Raw genomic sequence first — 19803 nt, forward strand, 5'->3', positions numbered from 1 at the left:
GGCCGGGATCACCTTCTGCTTCGCCATCAAGTTCCACCCGGCGCTGCGTCATGTCGGCGCCGCGCGCGGCCAGTTGGGCATCCGCACGGTGTTCAACGCGCTCGGCCCGCTCACCAACCCGGCCAAGGTGCGCGCGCAGGCGGTCGGTGTCGCCGACCCGCGCATGGCGCCGATCGTGGCCGGCGTCTTCGCCGAACGCGGCAACTCCTCCCTCGTCTTCCGCGGCGACGACGGCCTCGACGAACTGACGACCACCGCCACCTCCCGGGTCTGGGTCGTGCGCGACGGCAAGGTCACCGAGGAGACCTTCGACCCCCGCGACGTCGGCCTCGACCTCGTCCCGGTGGAGGCCCTGCGCGGCGGCGACCCGTCGTACAACGCGGAGGTCGCCCGCCGCCTCCTGGACGGCGAGCCGGGCCCCGTCCGGGACGCCGTCCTGCTGAACTCGGCGGCGGCCCTGGTCGCCCTGGAGCCGACCGGGGCCCCGCTCGCCGAGCAGATCCGCGCCGGCATGGCGAAGGCGGCCCACTCCATCGACTCCGGCGCGGCCAAGCGGGCGCTGGAACGCTGGGTCGCGGCCAGCAACGCGTGATTCGAAGGCAGCGCGGTCCCGTCATCCGGACACGGGTTGCGGGACCGCGATCACTTCACGTACGTTCCTGTACCAGGTCATGAGTGACAGTCATGAGGCCCCGGCCGACTGTCCGGCAACCCTCCGTCCGTGGCGGGGTGCCCCGGGTGAAGACCAGGCCGTAGGCAGCGAGGTCCACGGCAAGCGCGGATCCCTCACCACCAGGGATCCTGGTCATCGAGGGAGCCTTCCGTGAGCAAGCGAATGCGATAGGGCCGCAGAGCCCCGCCTCCGCACACCCCTTTTCTCTCTTCTTTTCTCTCTTCCCGCATGCACGCGCATGCCCTCTCACGGGAGTTCCGTCATGTCCGTCTCCACCGCTGCCTCCGCCCGGACCGTTTGTGCCCCGCTGCCCGTTCTGGGCCGGGATGTCACCGTCCCGCTCGTGACGGGCGGCGAGGTCACCTACGCGGCCCTCGACTACGCGGCCAGCGCCCCCGCCCTCCAGCGCGTCTGGGACGACGTGGCGGCGTACGCGCCCTACTACGGCAGCGTCCACCGCGGCGCCGGCTACCTCTCCCAGCTGTCCACGGACCTCTTCGAGAACGCCCGCGGGACGGTCGCCGAGTTCCTCGACTGCCGCCCCGAGGACCAGCTCGTCTTCACCCGCTCGACCACCGACTCGCTCAACCTCCTCGCCCGCGCCCTGCCCGCCGGCTGCGAGGTCTTCGTCTTCGAGACCGAGCACCACGCGAGCCTGCTGCCCTGGACCGGCGCCCGGGTCACCTACCTCGACGCCCCGCGCACCCCGCGGCAGGCCGTCGAGACCCTGGAGCGCGCCCTCGCCGACCGGGACCCGCACGGGCCCGCGCTGGTCTGCGTCACCGGCGCCTCCAACGTCACCGGCGAGCTCTGGCCGGTCCGTGAGCTCGCCGCCACCGCCCACGCCCACGGCGCCCGCATCGTCCTCGACGCCGCCCAGCTCGCCCCGCACCACCCGGTCTCGGTGCGCGACCTGGACGTCGACTGGGTCGCCTTCTCCGGCCACAAGCTGTACGCCCCCTTCGGCTCCGGCGTCCTGGCCGGCCGCGCCGACTGGCTGCGCGCGGCCGACCCGTACCTGGCCGGCGGCGGCGCCAGCCGCAAGGTCACCCGGCGCGAGGACGGGGGAGTGGACGTGGAGTGGCACGACGGCGCCGCCCGCCACGAGGCCGGCTCCCCGAACGTGATCGGCGCCTACTCCATCGCCTCCGCCTGCAAGGCCCTCACGGAGGCCGGCTGGGACACGCTGGTCGCCCGCGAGCGGTACCTGATCGAGAAGGTGCGGGCGGGCCTGGCCGGGGTCCCGCAGGTGCGCGTGCTGTCCCTGTTCGGCGACGACGCCCCCCGCGTGGGCGTGCTCAGCTTCGTCGTCGAGGGCTGGAACAGCTCCCACTTCGCCGCCGCCCTCTCCGCCGAGTACGGCATCGGCGTGCGCGACGGCCTGTTCTGCGCCCACCCCCTGGTCCGCACCCTCCTGGGCTCCGACCCGCAGACCCAGGGCGAGTGCGGCGCCCCCGAGGCCGCGCCCGGCGAGAAGTCCCTCAACGCCATCCGCGTCAGCTTCGGCGCGGGCACCCCGGACGAGCACGTCGAGCGCTTCGTGACCGCCGTCAGGGAGCTGGTGAGCAACGGCGCGAAGTGGAACTACCGCACCCAGGACGGCCGTTGCGTCCCGGCCGTGTAACCGTCCGGCGCGCCTCCCGGCCGCGCCCGGTGAGCCGACGTCGTCCGGTCCCCTCGGGCAACTCCTCACGGCGCCCGCCGGACGCCCCCGTCCGCGCCTGCTCGGTGGGGCGCCGGTGTATCCGTACGAGAGGGGGCTGCCGACCGCGCCGGCCGCCCGGTCCCGCCGCCGGGAGCAGCCGACGTGCCGGTGCTCCATCCTGGACCTGACCCTACGGCGGACGAGGAGGACGGCTGGGGCGCGCTGGTCACCCTGGGGGAGAGGGTGCGCCCGGCTGGTCCGTAGGGTGGGACGTCAGGAGTCCAGGCCGATGGCGAAGGCCGCCTCCAGGTCGTGCTGCGAGTAGGTGCGGAAGGCGACGTGCGTGTCCGTGGCCTCGACCCCGGGGATCTTGCTGATCGAGCCGGGGATGACCTCCGCCAGGTCCTCGTGCTGCTTGACCCGCACCATGGCGATCAGGTCGTAGGTGCCCGTGACCGAGAAGACCTCGCTCACGGAGTCCAGGGCGGCGATCCGCTCGGCGATCTCCGGGATCCGGTCCACGCTGGTCTTGATCAGAACGATCGCGGTGATCACGGCTGGTTCTCTCCCTCGGTGGCCGCAGCTGGGGCGGCCCTCACTCTAGTCGTACGGCGGAAACGGGCCCACGCGCAGCCGAAGCCCAGCCCGAAGCCCACCAGGTGCGCCAGGTACGCCACCCCCGGCCCCTCGGTCGCCCGGCCCGCCGCCAGCCACTGCAACGCCGCCCAGAAGGGCAGCACGACCCACGCCGGGAAGCGCAGCGGCAGGAAGAACAGGAACGGCAGGAGACTGGTCACCCGCGCGCCGGGGAAAAGGTAGAGAAAGGCCCCCAGGACGGCCGAGATGGCCCCGGACGCGCCGACCAGGGACTGCTCGGAGGCGGAGTTGGCGGCCGCGTACCCCAGCAGGGCCAGGTAGCCGCAGCCGACGTAGAAGAGCGTGAACTGCACGCGGCCCATCCGCTCCTCGGCCATCACCCCGAACACGTAGAGGAAGAGCATGTTGCCCAGCAGGTGCACCCAGCTGCCGTGCACGAACAGGGCGGTGGCCGGGGTCAGCGCGGCCCGTGGCGAGCCCTGGAAGAGCTCGGCCGGGACCACGCCCCAGCGGTGGAAGTAGGCGCGTTGCGCGGCGAGCAGCGCGTCTCCGGAGCCGTAGGCCGGATTCAGCCCCGCCGCGGGGCCGGCCACGAAGAGCAGACAGCACAGGCCGATCAGCCCGTACGTCACCGGTGCCGACGGTTGCCGCAGCACTCTGCCGACGGTCACGTTCCAGTTGCCGATCATGAACACAGAGCATGACGTAACGGGACGCAGCCGCCCAGACCGCCTCGCCGCCGTGGACGGACCAGCGAGGGGCCGTCGGCAGGCCGTAGGGTTACGGCCACACGCTCCAGGGAAGCTGGGGCGTCACGGAGACTAGAAGGAAAGCGAACAGTCACGATGACGGTTCCCCTGCCGACCGCCTCGACGCGGTGGCGCTGCACGCTCTGCGGCAACCTCACCCGGTTCGACGTGACCCGCTCGTCGAAGGTCGTCGAGTACGTCCACCTCGACCTGGCCGGTGAGCCGAAGGTCGAGGAGCGCGAGGTGGTCAGTGAGACCATCGAGTCGGTGCGCTGCCGGTGGTGCAACGCCGTGGACCAGGTGGAACTCGTCGACAGGCCGGGCGCCGGTTCCTGACCGGGAGCGGCCCCGCACAGTGATGGGGTGTGACGGATGGTGGAGACACAAGGCGGGGGGCCGGGCGACGGCGCCGCCGAGGTGCTCGACCGTCCGCTGCCCGACGGGGTGCGCCGCCGGGTCGTGCAGATCGTCTCGGACGGGTTCGGCGGGCTGACCGTCGGGGAGCTGCCCGCCCAGCTCAGGCAGTACGCGCGGTTCGCGCCGAACCGGCGGGCCAAGTTCGCCGGGAACGCGATGGCGGCGGCGCTGGAGACCGATCCGCTGTTCCGCCAGCGGATCGGGGAGAAGCTGAGAGAGGCCCAGCCGGAGCTCGCCGGCGCTCTGGACGCCGGCTCCCCGCCCCCGGCCGCGGACCCGCTCGACGTGGCGGCCGCGGCCTATGTTCTGCGACCCACCGGCTGGGTCAAGCTCGTCACCGCGGCCGGCGAGGAGGCCCAGCGGGCGGATGCCGAACGGGCCGACGAGGAGAGCCGGGCGGAGCTGGAGCGGCTGCGCGAGGAACTCGCCGCCGCCCGCGACCAGACCCGCGCCGAGACCGAACGGCTGCGCGCGGAGCTGGACACCGCCAGGAAGGAAGCCGAATCGCTTCACCGCAAGCTGCGCGCCGCCCTCAGCGACGTCAAGCGCGGCGAGGCCGCCCTGCGCAAGGTCCAGGGCGAGATGGAGGCCGTACGCGCCGAGGGACAGGCGCAGGTCTCCGCCGCCGAGAGCGAGGCGCGGCGGCTTAAGGCGCGGCTCGGGGAGGCCGAGGCCGCCCTCGAAGCCACGCGCAGAGCAGCGCGGGAGGGGCGCAGTGTCGAGGACATGCGCGTGCGTCTGCTTCTGGACACCGTTCTGGACGCCGCCCAGGGGCTGCGCCGCGAACTGGCGCTGCCGCCCGTGTCCGTGCGGCCCGCGGAAACGGTCGATGCGGTCGAACCGGGACGGATGACCCCGAAGGACATCGCCGCGCGGGCCCTGTCCGAGCACGATCCGGCCATCCTGGACCAGCTTCTCGCCCTGCCCCAGGCGCACCTGGTGGTCGACGGCTACAACGTCACCAAGACCGGCTATCCCCAGATGCCCCTGGAGAAGCAGCGGCTGCGGCTGCTCGGGCAGCTCTCGCAGCTCGCCGCGCAGACCGGCGCCGAGGTGACCTGTGTCTTCGACGGGGCCGAGCTGGCCGCGCCGGTGCTGCTGGCGCCGCCGCGCGGGGTGCGGGTGCTGTTCTCCAAACCGGGCGTGACCGCCGACGAGTTGATCCGCCAGCTGGTGCGCGCCGAGCCGCCCGGCCGGCCGGTGATCGTCGCCTCCACCGACCGCGAGGTCGCCGACGGGGTGGCCCGGGCGGGTGCCCGGCCGGTGGCTTCTGCGGTGCTTCTCAAGCGGCTGTCCTAAACATCAAAGTCCAGGTTTAATGCCCGAATTGGCGGTATCGTCACGCAACGTAGCGTCAACCGGGCATCACGGCACGTGAGTTGTGTGTAAAGAATGCATGGCGTGACGGGATTTTGCTTCCGAGGATTTGAACTGATCACAGGAAGGTCACTAGGGTCTGGGCTCGAACCTCCGAGCGGGTGATCACTCAAAAGAAGGAGTTCACCTCCGTGGCGTCCCACCGTCGACCCAAGCAGCCGAGCCGAGCCCGCGTGACCGTGCTCACCACCGCTGCTGCCGCCGCCGTCGCCTTCAGCGCCCAGGCCGCCAGTGCCGCGCCGAGCGAGAAGCCCACCAAGGACGAGGTCAAGGCGAAGGTCGACAAGCTCTACGAGGAGGCCGAGCAGGCCACCGAGAAGCTGGACGGCGCCAAGGAGAAGCAGCAGAAGCTGCAGAAGGAGATCTCCACCATCCAGGACAACGTCGCCCGCGGCCAGGAGGAGCTCAACGAGCTGCGCGACTCCATAGGCCTGGCGGCGGCCGCCCAGTACCGCACCGGCACCATCGACTCCTCCGTCCAGCTGTTCCTGTCGTCCGACCCGGACGACTACCTGGACAAGGCGTCCACCATGGACCAGCTCAGCGCCCAGCAGGTGGAGGCGCTGAAGAAGATCCAGGAGAAGCAGCGCGAACTGGCCCAGGAGCGCGCCGAGGCCTCCGAGAAGCTCAAGGACCTCGCCTCCACCCGCACCGAGCTGGCCAAGAAGAAGAAGGAAGTCCAGGGCAAGCTCGCCGAGGCGCAGAAGCTGCTCAACTCCCTGACCGCCGCCGAGAAGGCGGCCCTCGCCGCCGAGCAGGAGCGCGCCAGCCGCAGCTCCAGCGCCCGCGTCGACCTCGGCAACTCCACCTCCGCCTCCAGCCGTGCCGCCGCCGCCTTCGCCGCCGCGCAGAGCAAGCTCGGCTCGCCCTACGTCTACGGCGCCTCCGGCCCCTCCTCCTTCGACTGCTCGGGCCTGACCTCCTGGGCCTACGCCCAGGCCGGCGTCACCATCCCGCGCACCTCCCAGGCGCAGGCCAACGCCGGCACCCGCATCTACAGCCAGAGCGACCTCAAGGTCGGCGACCTCGTCATCTTCTACGGCGACTACCACCACGTCGGCCTGTACGCGGGCAACGGCCAGGTGCTGCACGCCCCGTACACCGGCGCCGTCGTCCGCTACGAGTCGATCGGCAACATGCCCTTCCAGTTCGGCGTCCGCATCTGACGCTCCGGCGTCCGCGGCCGACACCACGGCTCCGCCCGAACGGGCGAATTCCGCCGACGCGAACTGACCCCACGCCCCGCCGATGACCTGCGTCAGAGGCGGGGCGTCACTGTGCGTGCCCGTGGAGGTCTTTGGCCGGGGCCCCGCCGCGCGGCTACTGTCTGCCGCGTTTCCCCGCCGTCCGGGGAGGCAGTCCCTGTCGCCAACGGAGGGAGCGCGGGTTCGCGTGGGGTCCCATCGCCGCCTTGCACCGTCGTCCGGGTTCAACCGGGGCGCCGGCGCCGCCCTGTGCGTGCTGTCCGCCGCGACCGCCGCCCTCGGCGCCGTACCGGCGACCGCCGCGCCGCACACCGACACCAGGGCCGAGGTGGACCGCCTCTACGAGGAGGCCGAGCAGGCGACCCAGGCCTTCGACAAGGCCGACGAGCGCGCCGACGCCCTGCGCCGGCAGGTGAGCACCGCCCAGGACCGGATCGCCCGGCAGCAGGAGCGCATCAACGACATGCGGGAGGCGCTGGGCGAGCTCGCCGGCGCCCAGTACCGCTCCGGCGGCATCGACCCCTCCCTCGCGCTGCTGTTCTCCGACGACCCCGACGACTACCTCGACAAGGCCGCCGCCCTCGACCGGATCGGCGCCCACCAGGCCGGCCAGCTCAAGGAGTTGCAGTCGGCCATGCGCGAGCTCGCCCAGGAGCGGGCCGAGGCGGCCGGGAAACTCGCCGAGCTGGAGCGCAGCCGCAGGGCCGTCGTCCGGCACAAGAAGACGGTCGAGAAGAAGCTCGCCAAGGCCCGCGCGCTGCTCAACTCCCTGTCGTACGCGGAGCGCGCCGCCTACGACCGCGCCTCCCGTTACGGCCGCGCCGACATCCCCGACCTCGGCGGCGCCGTCCCGCCCGACGCCCGCGCGGCCGCCGCCCTCGCCGCCGCCCGCTCCGCCCTCGGCAAGCCCTACGTGTGGGGTGCCAACGGCCCCTCCGGCTTCGACTGTTCGGGCCTGATGCAGTGGTCGTACGCCCACGCCGGCGTCCATCTGCCGCGCACCTCGCAGGCCCAGCGGTTCGCCGGCCGCCAGGTCCCGCTCTCCCAGGCGCAGCCCGGCGACCTGGTCACCTACCGCTCCGACGCCAGCCACGTCGCCATGTACGTGGGCAACGGCCAGGTCATCCACGCCCCCTATCCCGGCGCGCCGGTGCGCTACGACCGGGTCGACATGATGCCGGTGTCCTCCGTCACGAGGGTCTGACCGCACGCCCTCGCGGCCTTACGATCGGGAAGTGGCTGGTCGAGGGCGGGCGTGGGGATGTCAGGTCGTCGCGCTCGTTCTGCTGCTCGTCTCCCTGGTGGCCTGCGGCGGCCGGCCCGCCACCGACAGCGCCCGCTCCGACCTGCAACGGCTGCTGGACCGGCGGGCCACCGCCGTCCTCGACCGGGACCGGGCCGCGTTCACCCGGACGGGTGCCCTGAGCTGGTTCGAGAACCTGCGCGGGGTGCCCCTGTCGACCTGGTCCTACAAGGTCACCGCCCTGCACGGCACGGGCGGCGAGGCCACCGCCGACGTCGAGCTGCGCTACGGCCTCCTCGGCTACGACAGGGCCCCGGTCGTCGCCGGCCGCACCCTGACGCTGTCCCGCACGGCCGGCGGGCAGTGGTACGTCGACGCCGAGACGCCCGCCGAGAAGTCCGCCCAGCAGCTGTGGGACCAGGGCGAGGTGACCGTCGTGCGCGGCAGGCGGGACATCGTGCTGGGCGTCGGCCAGTCCAGCGAGGCACTGCACCGCTACGCCGACCTCGCCGACCGCGCGGTGCCGGCCGTGACGGGGGTCTGGGGCACCGGCTGGGCCCGGCACGTGGTCGTCCTGGTGCCCAGGTCGCTGCAGGGCATGGCGGGCCTGCTCGGCTCGCCCGCCTCCTCCTACCGCGGGATCGCGGCGGTCACCACGGGCGAGGTGGGCGGTCCCCCGGACGCGCCCGCGGACCGGATCATCGTCAACCCGGACGCGTACGCCCTCCTCGGCGACGTCGGCAAACAGGTCGTGCTCACCCACGAGACCACCCATGTCGCCACCCGCGCCCACACCACCGCCGCCACCCCGCTGTGGCTGTCGGAGGGGTACGCCGACTGGATCGGCTACCACGGCACCGGCCGCACCCCGCAGCAGGCCGCGCCCGAGCTGGCGCGCTCGGTGGCCGACGGGGACGTGCCGCGGGAGCTGCCGGCGGACAAGGACTTCGGCTTCAGCGGTGACGCGAACGAGCTCGCGCAGGCCTACGAGGGCGGCTGGATGGCGTGCCGGCTGATCGCCGAGCGGTGGGGCGAGGCGAAGCTCGGCGCGTTCTACCGGGCCGTGGGCGACCACCGGACGCGGGCGGGCTCGGTCGAGGGCGCGATGAAGACGGTTCTGGGGACCACGCCGCAGGAGTTCACCGCCGACTGGCGGGACTACCTGAAGGCTCAACTCGCCTGATCCAGCAGGGCGATGGCCTCCCGCAGCCAGGCCCGCTCCGCCTCGCCGGTCGCCCGCGCGACCCGCAGCATCCCCTGCCGGAACAGGTCCGGCTCCTGCTCCGCGCGCACCGGCTGCCCGCCGTCGTAGAAGAAGCTCGTCGGCGTCTCCAGGAACTCCAGGCGGCGGCGGAGCACGGCGACCTGCTCGCGGCGGTCGGGCAGGTGCCGCAGGAAGGCCAGGACCGTGTTGAAGCGCACGTGGTCGGTGATGTCGGCCTGTCCGGGCCGGCGCAGCCGCTCCAGCAGGTCCTCGCGGCCGAGGTCGGTCAGGGACAGGATCCGGCGCGGGGCCGCGCTCGCGCCCGGCTCGGTGCGCTGGTCCAGCTTGCCGGCGGCGACCAGGCGGGTGAGGGCCGGGTAGAGGGCGCCGTCGCTGACCGGGCGGACGTGACCGCTGAGCGCCTTGATGCGTTCCTTCAACTCGTAGCCGTGCAGCGGCTCGTCGGCCAGGAACCCCAGGATCGACAGCTCCAGCACTGGTCCTCCCTTGCGGATGTGATGAGCCGATGGTACCTCTTATCAAGCTACATCTAATCGAGGTAGCTCGTTTCGAGGGGAGATCCCGTGAACGCCCACCGCAGACAGCTCGTCGCGCTCGCCCGCCCCGTCTACTTCTCGCTTCTGGCCTCGGTGGCCGCCGGCGTCATCAACACCGTCTGGGTCTCCCGGCTCGGCGGCCCGGCGGTGGCGGCCGTCGCCGTGGCCACCAACGCCGAGAACGTGCTGCTCGGCGTCGCCCTGGTCTTCGCCTCCGGTACGACCGTGCGGGTCGCCCACGCCCGGGGCGCGCGTGATCCCGGGGCGCTGCGGGCGGCCGTGCGCGGCGGCTGGACGGTGTTCGGGGTGATCACGCCGGTGGTGGTGGCGGCCGGGTACCTGCTGCGCGAGCCGCTGGCCCGGCTGGTGCTGGGCGACGGCGAGGAGGCCGCGCTGCCGCTCGCGACCGGCTACTTCGCCCTCTCCATGCCCGGCATCGCCGTCTTCTTCGCCCAGCAGCTCGTCGACGCGATCCTCAAGGGTCTCGGCGACACCAGGACGCCGATGCGGCTCGCGCTGCTCGCCAACGGGCTGATCCTCGGCTGCGACCCGCTCCTCATCCACGTCTACGGTGTCCGCGGCGCCGCCGCCTCGACGGTGCTGTGCCGCTGCGTCGCCCTGGCGGCCGGTCTGGTCGCCCTGCGCAGGAGCGCGCTGCCGCCCGCGGTCGCCGGGGCCGGGGTCGCCTTCCGGCGGGTGCTGCGCACCGGGCTGCCCATGTCCGCCGACTTCACCGTGCGCCAGACCGGCGCGCTGGCGCTGGTCGCCGTCGTGGCGCGGCTCGGGGTGACGGCGGTGGCCGCGTACGCGATCGCCTACAAGGTCATGTACGTCGCCACCATGGCGTTCTACTCGGTGCGCCAGGCGGCCTCGATCCACACCGCGCACACCCGGGGCGCGGGACGGGACGCCCGGCGGGCGATCGGGCGGGAGGCGGTGCTGGTGTCCGGGGCGGTCGCGGTGGCGGCCGTCGCGCTGCTGGCCGGCACCGCCCCGTGGATCATGGCCGCCTTCGGCGCCGGACCCGACGTCGCCCGCGCGGGAGTGCTGTTCCTGCGCTGCATCGGCCCCTACCTGCTGCTGATGGCCTGCTTCATCGCCCTCGGCGGAGTCTTCGAGGGCAGCGGGGGAGCGCCGGCCCTGCTGCGGGTGACGCTGCTCGGCACGGCGGTCCAGCTCCCGCTGGCGTACGCCCTGTCGGGGCTCGGCCTGCCGGGGGTGTGCCTGGCGCTGGCGCTCGCGATGGCGGTGCAGTGCGCGGCGGTGGCGGTGCTGTTCCGGCGTCGGGCGTCCTACGAGGAGGCCGAGGTCTCCCTGGTGCGGGCGGCCTGAGGCGGGACGGCCGGGACGGGCTCGGGGGCGACCGCCGACCGCCACACCTCCAGGGCGGCGAGCACGGCGGCGACCACCAGGAGGCCGTTGCGCAGCAGCAGGAGGCAGACGCCGAGGGTGTCGCCGGCGACCACGTGGGCGAACCAGACCGGGAACTCCAGCACCGTCACGAAGGAGGCGGCCAGCACCAGGCCGGCCGGCAGGCCCATCCGGCTGCCGCGGAAGCACAGGCAGACCGCGGCCGTGCCGATCAGCCACACCAGGTACTGGGGGCTGATCACGCGACTGGTCGTGGTGAACAGCAGCACCGCCGTGAAGGCCGCCTCGGCGAGCGTGTGCGGCAGGAAGCGGTTGGCCATCAGCCGCCACAGCAGCAGCCAGCCGAAGGCGACGCCGGTGAGGAACAGGGCCGCCGAGCTGACGTAGTGCACGTACGGGCCGAGGAACTCCACCGAGCCGTAGTTCAGCAGGACCTCGCCCCGCCAGCCGAAGTGCCGGGCCACGTGGAAGACGAGCGAGCCCAGCGACTCCACCTCGGTGCCGCGGTCGCGCTGGAAGGTCAGGAAGGCGAAGGCGCCCGGCATCGCCACCGCGAACACGGCCGCCAGCGCCCCCACGGTCACCGCCGCCGCGCCCCAGGCCCGCCGCTTGCGGGCGCCGGCCAGCAGCAGCACCGGCCACACCTTGAGCATCGCCCCGAGGCCGACCAGCGTGCCCATCACCCGCGGATGCCGGGCGCCCGCGAGCAGCGCGGCCACCGCGACCGCCGTCACCATCAGGTCGTAGCGGGCGTACACGGTCGGCCCGAGCAGCGGCACGCCCGCCACCCACACCCACGCCCCGCGCAGCCGCTTGCCGGGGCGCAGACCGGCGTACAGCAGCAGGCACAGCACGGCCAGGTCGGCGAGGCAGGCGAGGACGAAGAAGGCGGAGGCGTAGTCGAGGAAGCCCAGCAGCGCGGGGGAGAGGATCGCCAGGGCGGCGGCGGGCGGGTACTGCCAGGTGACGTCGTCCAGCGGGAAGGCGCCGTGGCGCAGCACCTCGTACCAGCCCTGGTAGATGACGGAGACGTCGGTGGTGACGTCCGGGCCCGGGAAGACCCACACCCCGAACACGAACAGCAGCAGCACCAGCCGGGTCAGACCCCAGGTCCCCAGCAGCCCGGCCAGGGACCGCCTCGCGCCCGTAATGTCCACGTGAGCCCCTGTTCGCCCGTTCCTCCTTGAGGGGGCCATGATGACCTGCCGAGCTGTGTGCGTGCCATCAACGCGGCCGTGCCGAGCTGTGCGGCCACCCTTCGGTAGGGTCGGCGGCGATGCACAAGACCCTGATCGTGACCAACGACTTCCCGCCCCGCCCGGGCGGCATCCAGGCGTTCCTGCACAACATGGCGCTGCGCCTGGACCCCGAGCGCCTGGTCGTCTACGCCTCCACCTGGAAGCGTGGCCGCGAGGGCACCGAGGCCACCGCCGCCTTCGACGCCGAGCAGCCCTTCACCGTCGTACGCGACCGTACGACGATGCTGCTGCCGACGCCCGCCGCCACCCGTACGGCCGTACGACTGCTGCGGGAGCACGGGTGTACGTCGGTGTGGTTCGGGGCGGCGGCGCCGCTCGGGCTGATGGCGCCGGCGCTGCGCAGGGCCGGCGCCGAGCGGCTGGTGGCCACCACCCACGGACACGAGGCGGGGTGGGCGCAGCTGCCCGCCGCGCGGCAGCTGCTGCGCCGGATCGGGGAGGCGACGGACACGGTCACCTACCTCGGCGAGTACACCCGCTCGCGGATCGCCGGCGCGCTGACGCCGGAGGCGGCCGGGCGGATGGTGCAGCTGCCGCCGGGGGTCGACGAGAAGACGTTCCATCCGGGCTCGGGCGGCGACGCGGTGCGGGCGCGGCTGGGGCTGACCGACCGGCCGGTGGTGGTGTGCGTCTCCCGGCTGGTGCCGCGCAAGGGGCAGGACACGCTCATCCGCGCCATGCCCCGCATCCTCGCCGCCGAGCCGGAGGCGGTGCTGCTGATCGTCGGCGGCGGCCCGTACGAGGGCGACCTGCGCCGGCTCGCCCGCGAGACCGGCGTGGCCGGCTCGGTGCGCTTCACCGGCGCCGTGCCCTGGTCCGAGCTGCCCGCGCACTACGGCGCCGGGGACGTGTTCGCCATGCCGTGCCGGACCCGCCGGGGCGGGCTGGACGTGGAGGGCCTCGGGATCGTCTACCTGGAGGCCTCGGCGACCGGGCTGCCGGTCGTCGCGGGCGACTCCGGCGGCGCGCCGGACGCCGTGCTCGACGGCGAGACCGGCTGGGTGGTGCGCGGCGGCTCGCCCGAGGAGGCCGCCGAGCGCGTCACCGTCCTGCTCGGCGACGCGGCACTGCGGCGGCGGATGGGGGAGCGGGGACGGGAGTGGGTGGAGGAGAAGTGGCGGTGGGACTTGTTGGCGGAAAAGTTGAAGACGCTGCTATAGCCGGAACCCGATAATCCGCCCATGCTGCGCGCATGACAGCAAAACTGATGCAGCGTCAGCTGACGAGACGTCAAATCCTGGGCATGGCAGCCCTCCAGACCGCCGCAGCGGCCGGTCTCACCCGCATCGGTCTCCAGTCCGCCCACGCCGCCGAGGAGGCGGCCGCCGTCGACAACGCCCCCGCGATCGTGGTCGGTTCGGGCTACGGCGGCGCCGTCGCCGCCCTCCGCCTCGGCCAGGCCGGCATCCGCACCCTGGTGCTGGAGATGGGCCGGCTGTGGAACACCCCCGGCGCCGACGGCAAGGTGTTCTGCAACACCGCCAACCCGGACCAGCGCTCCATGTGGTTCCGCTCCCGCACCGAGGCCCCGCTGGCCACCTTCCTGTGGCTGGACGTCGTCAACAAGGACATCACCCCGTACCCCGGCGTCCTCGACCGCGTCCACTACGACGCCATGTCCGTCTACGTCGGCCGCGGCGTCGGCGGCGGCTCCCTGGTCAACGGCGGCATGGCGGTCACCCCGCTCCAGTCGTACTTCACCGAGCAGTTCCCCACCGTGGACGCGACGGAGATGTACGGCACGTACTTCCCGCGCGCCCGCTCCATGCTCGGCGTCAACACGATCGACGCGAGCTGGTTCGAGTCGACCGAGTGGTACCAGTTCACCCGGACCTCCCGGAAGGCCGCCGGCAACACCGGACTGAAGACCACCTTCGTGCCCAACGTCTACGACTTCGGCTACATGCAGCGCGAGGCGGCCGGCACGGCGACCAGGTCCGCACTCGCACAGGAGGTCATCTACGGCAACAACTACGGCAAGCGCAGCCTGGACAAGACCTACCTGGCCTCCGCGCTCGGCACCGGGAACGTCACCATCAACACCCTGGAGCGGGTGAAGGCCATCAGCCGGGCGGGCGACGGGAGCTGGCTGCTGACCGCCGACCGCATCGACACCACCGGCGCGGTCGTCGCGACCAAGCAGTACAGCTGCACGTACCTCTTCCTCGGCGGCGGCAGCCTCGGCACCACCGAACTGCTCGTCCGGGCGCGGGAGACGGGCGCGCTGCCCGCGCTGAACTCCAGCGTGGGCGCGGGCTGGGGCACCAACGGCAACACCATGCTGGGGCGCGCCAACCACATCTGGGACACCACCGGCGCCAACCAGTCGACCATGCCCGTGATGGGCATCGACGACTGGGCCAACACCGACAACCCGGTCTTCGCCGAGATCGCCCCGCTGCCCATCGGCTTCGAGACCTGGGTCAGCCTCTACCTGGCGATCACCAAGAACCCGGAACGGGCGAGCTTCACGTACGACTCCGCCACCGGCGGGGTCAAGCTGGGCTGGACGGCGGCCCAGAGCGCGGTCTCGGTGGCCATGGCCAAGAAGCTGTTCGACCGGATCAACGCGGCCAACGCCACCATCTACCGCTACGACCTGTTCGGGTCGTCCGGCAAGGTCTTCGCCGACGACTTCTGCTACCACCCGCTGGGCGGCTGCGTGCTGGGCAAGGCGACCGACGACTACGGCCGGGTGAAGGGGTACCCGAAGCTGTACGTCACCGACGGCTCGCTCGTGCCCGGATCCATCGGGGTGAACCCGTTCGTCACCATCACCGCGCTCGCCGAACGCACGATGGCACGGGTCCTCGCCGAGGACACCTGAGCCGCCGCGCCGTCTACTTCCGGTAGATGGCCTCGATCTCGTCCGCGTAGTCCTTCGCCACCACGTTCCGCTTCAGCTTCAGCGACGGCGTCAGGTGGCCCGACTCCTCCGTGAACTGGGAGGACAGAATGCGGAACTTCCGCACCGATTCCGCCTTCGACACCGCGGCGTTGCCGTCGTCGACCGCCGCCTGGATCGCCGCGATCAGATCCGGGTCCTGACGCAGCGACGCCGCGGTGGAACCCGCCGGCTTGCCGTGCTCCGCGCACCAGCGGCCCAGGAACTCCTCGTCGATGGTGACCAGCGCGCCCACGAACGGCCGCCCGTCACCGACCACCATGCACTCCGCGACCAGCGCGTGCGCCCGGATGCGGTCCTCGATCACGGCCGGGGCGACGTTCTTGCCGCCCGCGGTGACGATGATCTCCTTCTTCCGGCCGGTGATCCGCAGGTAGCCGTCCTCGTCGAGGGTGCCGATGTCACCGGTGTGGAACCAGCCGTCGGCCAGCGCCTCCGCGGTCGCCGCCTCGTTGTTCCAGTACCCCTTGAACAGGTGCTCGCCGTGCAGCAGCACCTCGCCGTCGTCCGCGATCCGGATCACCGAGCCGGGCAGCGGCTGGCCGACCGTGCCGATCTTCTGCCGGTCCCAGGGGTTGAACGCGGTCGCCGCGCAGGACTCGGTCAGGCCGTAGCCCTCCAGCACCGTGAAGCCGATGCCGCGGAAGAAGTGGCCCAGGCGCTCGCCCAGCGGGGCGCCGCCGGAGATGGCGTACTCGCCCCGGCCGCCGAGCACCGCGCGCAGCTTGCTGTAGACGAGCTTGTCGAACGTCCGGTGCTTGATCTTCAGGCCCAGCGACGGGCCCGAGGGGGTGTCCAGCGCCTTGCTGTACGCGATCGCGGTGTCCGCCGCCTTGTCGAAGATCCTGCCCTTGCCGTCCGCCTGCGCCTTGGCGCGCGCCGAGTTGTAGACCTTCTCGAAGACCCGCGGGACGCCCAGGATCAACGTCGGCCGGTAGGCGGCCAGTTCGTCGGTGAGGTTCTTGATGTCCGGGACGTTGCCCAGCTTGATCGGGGCCATCATCGGCGCGATCTGCACCAGACGGCCGAAGACGTGGGCCAGCGGGAGGAAGAGCAGGACGGAGCACTCGCCGGTCCTGAACAGCGGACGCAGCCGCTCCACGATGTTCCCGCACTCCGCGAAGAAGCTGCGGTGGGTGAGCACACAGCCCTTGGGCCGGCCGGTGGTGCCGGACGTGTAGACGATGGTCGCCGGGTCGTCGGCCTTCGCCAGCGAGCTGCGGTCCTCGACCATCGCGTCGGTGACGTCCCCGCCGAGGTCGCGCAGCTCCTCCAGCGCGCCCGCCTCGATCTGCCAGACGTGCTTGAGGGCGGGCAGCCGGTCCCGCACCGACTCGACGGCGGCGGCGTGGTTGCCGAGCTCCACGACGCACGCCGTGGCGCCCGAGTCGCTCAGGATCCACTCCACCTGCTCCGGCGAGCTGGTCTCGTACACCGGCACGGTGATCGCGCCCGCGCTCCAGATCGCGAAGTCCAGCAGCGTCCACTCGTAGCGCGTGCGGGACATCAGGCCGACCCGGTCGCCCGGCTGGACGCCGGCGGCGATGAAGCCCTTGGCGGCGGCGTGCACCTCGGCCAGGAAGGCCCGCGCCGTCACGTCCTGCCAGGTGCCGCCCACCTTGCGGGCGATGACGGCGACGTCGGGATGCTGCGCGGCGTTTCTGCGGACGATGTCGGTCAGATTGCCGTCCGCAGGGACCTCGTACAAAGCCGGAAGGCTGAACTCGCGCAAGACTGCTGCTCCTCATAGGGCGCCGGCGCCACGACGTTGTGTGATGCGACGGTGCGGTCCAAGGCTCGGGCAGGTGCCCGGGCAACCTCGCTGGTTGAAATTCCGAGCACGACTGGACTGCCCGGACGTTACCCGCCGGTATGGCTTCTTCGACAGGGGGTCCCGGCGAGATGTTCGCTGCGTCACACAGATGGGTGTTCCTTCGCGTACGGTAGTCCACCCCCTTCCTGACTGGCCAGTAACCGCAGGTCCCGACGGCACTGTTCACGTTTGCCGCACACGCCTACCCTTGATCGTCATGGCACCCACACCGGCCGGAAACCGAAGGCACCGCGTTCACGTGGTCAGTGACGTGCACGGCAACGCCCGCGACCTGGCCCGCGCCGGCGAGGGCGCGGACGCCCTGATCTGCCTGGGCGACCTGGTCCTCTTCCTCGACTACGCCGACCACTCGCGCGGCATCTTCCCCGACCTGTTCGGCAAGGAGAACGCCGACCGCATCGTGGAGCTGCGCACCGCCCGCCGCTACGAGGAGGCGCGGGAGTTCGGGGCCCGGCTGTGGGGCGGCATCGGCACGGACCGGGCGGCGGCCATCGAGAAGGCGGTGCGCAGACAGTACGCCGAGATGTTCGCCGCGTTCCCGACGCCGACGTACGCCACCTACGGCAATGTCGACATGCCGCCGCTGTGGCCGGAGTACGCCGGGCCGGGCACCACCGTGCTCGACGGCGAGCGCGTCGAGATCGGCGGCTGGACCTTCGGCTTCGTCGGCGGCGGCCTGAAGTCGCCGATGCGGACGCCGTACGAGATCAGCGACGAGGAGTACGCGGCGAAGCTCGAAGCGGTCGGCGAGGTCGACGTGCTGTGCACGCACATCCCGCCGGAGGTGCCGGAGCTGGTGTACGACACCGTGGCGCGGCGCTTCGAGCGGGGGAGCGTGGCACTGCTGGAGACGATCCGGCGGACGCGGCCCCGGTACGCGCTCTTCGGCCACGTCCACCAGCCGCTGGTGCGCAGGATGCGGATCGGGGCGACGGAGTGCGTGAACGTGGGGCACTTCGCGGGAACCGGCAAGCCATGGGCGCTTCAGTGGTGACCCCGCCCGCGCGGTAGCCTTCACGCTGCACAGACGTGCGTACCACCCTTCCTCACCGGACCGTACCTGGAGGAGCCACGGCGATGGCGGAACACACCAGTTCGAGCATCACGATCGAAGCTGCGCCGGCCGACGTCATGGCCGTGATCGCCGACTTCGCCCGCTACCCGGACTGGACGGGCGAGGTGAAGCAGGCCGAGGTGCTGACCACGGACGCCGCCGGGCGGGCCGAGCAGGTGCGGCTCGTGATGGACGCGGGGGCGATCAAGGACGACCAGGTGCTGGGCTACACCTGGACCGGGGACAACGAGGTGTCCTGGACGCTGGTGAAGTCCCAGATGCTGCGCTCCCTGGACGGCTCGTACCTGCTGAAGCCGGCGGGCGAGAAGGCCACCGAGGTCACCTACCAGCTGACCGTGGACGTCAAGATCCCGATGCTCGGGATGATCAAGCGCAAGGCCGAGAAGGTCATCATCGACCGGGCGCTGGCCGGACTGAAGAAGCGGGTGGAGTCCGGGGAGAAGTAGGGGGAGAAGCAGCGGCGGCGTTTGGGACAAGCGCACGAAGGTACCGTTCACCCTCATGCGCACCCTCCTGATCACCGGGCCCGGCGGGGCCGGCCGTACGACCGTCGCGGCCGCCACCGCCCTCGCCGCCGCCCGCGAGGGCCACCGCACCCTCGTCCTCAGCGCCGACCGCACGGACACGCTCGGCGCCGTGCTGGGGACCGCGACGGGCGGTGCCCCCGTCGAGGCCGCCGCCCATCTCGTCGCCTGGCGCCCCGACGCCGCCGCCGGGTTCCGCGACGACCTCGCCGCCTTCCAGGAGCGCGCCGCCAACGTGCTGGACCTTCTCGGGGCCGCGCGACTGGACGCGGAGGAGGTCACACCGCTTCCCGGGGCCGAGGAACTGACCGTGCTGCGGGCGGTGCGGGACGCCGTGCTGTCGGAGCGGTTCGACGTGCTCGTCGTCGACCTGCCGCCCGTCCCGCAGGCCCTCGCCCTGCTCTCGCTGCCCGAGGAACTGCGCCGCTACCTGCGCCGGCTCCTGCCGCCCGAACGGCAGGCGGCCCGCGCCCTGCGCCCGGTCCTGGGACGGCTGGCCGGCGTGCCCATGCCCTCGGAGTGGCTGTACGAGACCGCCGCCCGCTGGGACACCGAACTGGCCGCCGTCGAGGCCGTCCTCGCCGACCCCGGCACCGTCGTACGGCTGGTCGCCGAACCCGGACCGGCCGGCGCCGACGCCGTGCGCACCGCCGCCCTCGGCCTCGCCCTGCGCGGACTGCGCCCCGACGTCCTGCTCGCCAGCCGCGCCGTACCGGAGGACTGGCCGGCCCCCCTCGTCGCCCAGCAGCGCAAGACCCTGGAGGAGTGGCGGGAGTCGTACGACGTCCTCGCCGTCCCCCACCTCGGCCGCGACCCGCGCGGCACCGACGACCTCGCCGCCCTGCCCGTCCCCGGCGTCAACGGCGCGACCTCCACCGTCGAGTGGCCCGTCACCGACCGGCTCGCCGACGACGGCGTCCTCGTCTGGCACCTCCCGCTGCCCGGCGCCCTGCGCGACGACCTCGACCTGATCCGGCGCGGCGACGAACTCGTCCTCGCGGCGGGCCCGTTCCGCCGGATCGTGCCCCTGCCCTCGGCCCTGCGCCGCTGCACCGTCGACGGGGCCGGACTGCGCGAGGGCGAGCTGCGCATCCGGTTCACGCCGGATCCGGATCTCTGGCCCGACAGGCCGTGAACGACGTACGCCCATTCGGGTAACGTCGTAGGG

General features: G+C 72.5%; 17 protein-coding genes, 1 pseudogene and 1 riboswitch. Of the genes and pseudogenes, 13 read left to right on the forward strand and 5 right to left on the reverse strand.

The window, feature by feature from the left end; genetic code table 11:
- Both ACYF6T_RS32285 and ACYF6T_RS32290 read left to right on the forward strand, forming a co-directional pair.
- Positions 1 to 592: pseudogene (locus ACYF6T_RS32285) on the forward strand (anthranilate phosphoribosyltransferase); the annotation flags it as partial.
- 75 nt (positions 593 to 667) lie between these two features.
- Positions 668 to 784, forward strand: a riboswitch (SAM riboswitch).
- 151 nt (positions 785 to 935) lie between these two features.
- Positions 936 to 2297 (forward strand): aminotransferase class V-fold PLP-dependent enzyme, encoded by a 1362-nt coding sequence (locus tag ACYF6T_RS32290; RefSeq protein ID WP_461700915.1) that lies wholly within the window; start codon positions 936 to 938, stop codon positions 2295 to 2297.
- 294 nt (positions 2298 to 2591) lie between these two features.
- Here ACYF6T_RS32290 and ACYF6T_RS32295 read toward each other — a convergent pair whose 3' ends face one another.
- Both ACYF6T_RS32295 and ACYF6T_RS32300 read right to left on the reverse strand, forming a co-directional pair.
- A complete protein-coding gene (locus tag ACYF6T_RS32295; protein ID WP_089101146.1) occupies positions 2592 to 2873 on the reverse strand; it encodes an Lrp/AsnC family transcriptional regulator in 282 nt (93 codons plus the stop codon).
- Complete coding sequence (locus ACYF6T_RS32300; RefSeq protein WP_461700916.1) at positions 2870 to 3604, reverse strand: rhomboid family intramembrane serine protease; 735 nt, start codon at positions 3602 to 3604, stop codon at positions 2870 to 2872. The genes ACYF6T_RS32295 and ACYF6T_RS32300 overlap by 4 nt, the downstream gene beginning before the upstream one ends.
- A gap of 156 nt (positions 3605 to 3760) precedes the next feature.
- Between ACYF6T_RS32300 and ACYF6T_RS32305 the strand changes: the two genes are divergently transcribed.
- The 5 genes from ACYF6T_RS32305 (at position 3761) to ACYF6T_RS32325 (ending at position 9089) form a co-directional block, all read left to right on the forward strand.
- Positions 3761 to 4000 carry a hypothetical protein gene (locus ACYF6T_RS32305; protein ID WP_037719539.1) on the forward strand — a complete coding sequence of 80 codons (240 nt, stop codon included), beginning with the start codon at positions 3761 to 3763 and terminating at the stop codon, positions 3998 to 4000.
- 36 nt (positions 4001 to 4036) lie between these two features.
- Positions 4037 to 5380 carry an NYN domain-containing protein gene (locus ACYF6T_RS32310; protein ID WP_461700919.1) on the forward strand — a complete coding sequence of 448 codons (1344 nt, stop codon included), beginning with the start codon at positions 4037 to 4039 and terminating at the stop codon, positions 5378 to 5380.
- A 209-nt stretch (positions 5381 to 5589) separates the two neighbouring features.
- A complete protein-coding gene (locus tag ACYF6T_RS32315; protein WP_461700920.1) occupies positions 5590 to 6624 on the forward strand; it encodes a C40 family peptidase in 1035 nt (344 codons plus the stop codon).
- A 226-nt stretch (positions 6625 to 6850) separates the two neighbouring features.
- Positions 6851 to 7867 (forward strand): C40 family peptidase, encoded by a 1017-nt coding sequence (locus ACYF6T_RS32320; RefSeq protein ID WP_461700921.1) that lies wholly within the window; start codon positions 6851 to 6853, stop codon positions 7865 to 7867.
- 31 nt (positions 7868 to 7898) lie between these two features.
- The gene (locus ACYF6T_RS32325) at positions 7899 to 9089 is read left to right on the forward strand and encodes a hypothetical protein (protein WP_461700923.1); all 1191 of its coding nucleotides are present in this window, start codon (positions 7899 to 7901) and stop codon (positions 9087 to 9089) included.
- On the opposite strand, the gene ACYF6T_RS32330 is transcribed toward ACYF6T_RS32325, so the two are convergent.
- Positions 9077 to 9607 carry a PadR family transcriptional regulator gene (locus ACYF6T_RS32330; protein ID WP_461700924.1) on the reverse strand — a complete coding sequence of 177 codons (531 nt, stop codon included), beginning with the start codon at positions 9605 to 9607 and terminating at the stop codon, positions 9077 to 9079. The two genes, ACYF6T_RS32325 and ACYF6T_RS32330, sit on opposite strands and share 13 nt — an antisense overlap.
- 87 nt (positions 9608 to 9694) lie before the next feature.
- Here ACYF6T_RS32330 and ACYF6T_RS32335 point away from each other — a divergent pair, with 87 nt between their 5' ends.
- Entirely contained in the window at positions 9695 to 10999 is a 1305-nt protein-coding gene (locus ACYF6T_RS32335) for an MATE family efflux transporter (RefSeq protein ID WP_461700925.1), read from the forward strand.
- On the opposite strand, the gene ACYF6T_RS32340 is transcribed toward ACYF6T_RS32335, so the two are convergent.
- On the reverse strand, positions 10960 to 12195 hold the full coding sequence (locus ACYF6T_RS32340; RefSeq protein WP_461700926.1) for a glycosyltransferase 87 family protein: 1236 nt from the start codon (positions 12193 to 12195) through the stop codon (positions 10960 to 10962). The genes ACYF6T_RS32335 and ACYF6T_RS32340 overlap by 40 nt on opposite strands.
- Before the next feature lie 119 nt (positions 12196 to 12314).
- Here ACYF6T_RS32340 and ACYF6T_RS32345 point away from each other — a divergent pair, with 119 nt between their 5' ends.
- On the forward strand, positions 12315 to 13457 hold the full coding sequence (locus ACYF6T_RS32345) for a glycosyltransferase family 4 protein (protein ID WP_461700927.1): 1143 nt from the start codon (positions 12315 to 12317) through the stop codon (positions 13455 to 13457).
- Between the two features lie 47 nt (positions 13458 to 13504).
- On the forward strand, positions 13505 to 15124 hold the full coding sequence (locus tag ACYF6T_RS32350) for a GMC oxidoreductase (protein WP_461701006.1): 1620 nt from the start codon (positions 13505 to 13507) through the stop codon (positions 15122 to 15124).
- 13 nt (positions 15125 to 15137) lie between these two features.
- On the opposite strand, the gene ACYF6T_RS32355 is transcribed toward ACYF6T_RS32350, so the two are convergent.
- Entirely contained in the window at positions 15138 to 16934 is a 1797-nt protein-coding gene (locus ACYF6T_RS32355; protein WP_461700928.1) for an AMP-dependent synthetase/ligase, read from the reverse strand.
- Positions 16935 to 17232: 298 nt separating this feature from the next.
- On the opposite strand from ACYF6T_RS32355, the gene ACYF6T_RS32360 reads away from it, so the two are divergent.
- The 3 genes from ACYF6T_RS32360 to ACYF6T_RS32370 all read left to right on the forward strand — a co-directional run bounded on the left by ACYF6T_RS32360 (position 17233) and on the right by ACYF6T_RS32370 (position 19770).
- Positions 17233 to 18030, forward strand: coding sequence for a metallophosphoesterase family protein (locus ACYF6T_RS32360; RefSeq protein ID WP_461700929.1), 798 nt, complete (start codon positions 17233 to 17235; stop codon positions 18028 to 18030).
- An 83-nt stretch (positions 18031 to 18113) separates the two neighbouring features.
- Positions 18114 to 18557, forward strand: a complete 444-nt coding sequence (locus tag ACYF6T_RS32365) for an SRPBCC family protein (RefSeq protein ID WP_461700930.1) — start codon at positions 18114 to 18116, stop codon at positions 18555 to 18557.
- A gap of 55 nt (positions 18558 to 18612) precedes the next feature.
- Positions 18613 to 19770, forward strand: a complete 1158-nt coding sequence (locus tag ACYF6T_RS32370) for an ArsA family ATPase (protein WP_461700931.1) — start codon at positions 18613 to 18615, stop codon at positions 19768 to 19770.
- Positions 19771 to 19803: the final 33 nt, after the last annotated feature.

This window comes from Streptomyces sp. 7R007, from assembly GCF_054850255.1.

Excerpts from the sequence above, each read along its gene's own strand:
- ACYF6T_RS32290 (WP_461700915.1), top strand. The coding sequence starts at position 936 with ATGTCCGTCTCCACCGCTGCCTCCGCCCGGACCGTTTGTGCCCCGCTG.
- ACYF6T_RS32300 (WP_461700916.1), bottom strand. The coding sequence starts at position 3,604 with ATGATCGGCAACTGGAACGTGACCGTCGGCAGAGTGCTGCGGCAACCG.
- ACYF6T_RS32305 (WP_037719539.1), top strand. The coding sequence starts at position 3,761 with ATGACGGTTCCCCTGCCGACCGCCTCGACGCGGTGGCGCTGCACGCTC.
- ACYF6T_RS32310 (WP_461700919.1), top strand. The coding sequence starts at position 4,037 with ATGGTGGAGACACAAGGCGGGGGGCCGGGCGACGGCGCCGCCGAGGTG.
- ACYF6T_RS32345 (WP_461700927.1), top strand. The coding sequence starts at position 12,315 with ATGCACAAGACCCTGATCGTGACCAACGACTTCCCGCCCCGCCCGGGC.
- ACYF6T_RS32350 (WP_461701006.1), top strand. The coding sequence starts at position 13,505 with ATGCAGCGTCAGCTGACGAGACGTCAAATCCTGGGCATGGCAGCCCTC.
- ACYF6T_RS32360 (WP_461700929.1), top strand. The coding sequence starts at position 17,233 with ATGGCACCCACACCGGCCGGAAACCGAAGGCACCGCGTTCACGTGGTC.
- ACYF6T_RS32365 (WP_461700930.1), top strand. The coding sequence starts at position 18,114 with ATGGCGGAACACACCAGTTCGAGCATCACGATCGAAGCTGCGCCGGCC.
- ACYF6T_RS32370 (WP_461700931.1), top strand. The coding sequence starts at position 18,613 with ATGCGCACCCTCCTGATCACCGGGCCCGGCGGGGCCGGCCGTACGACC.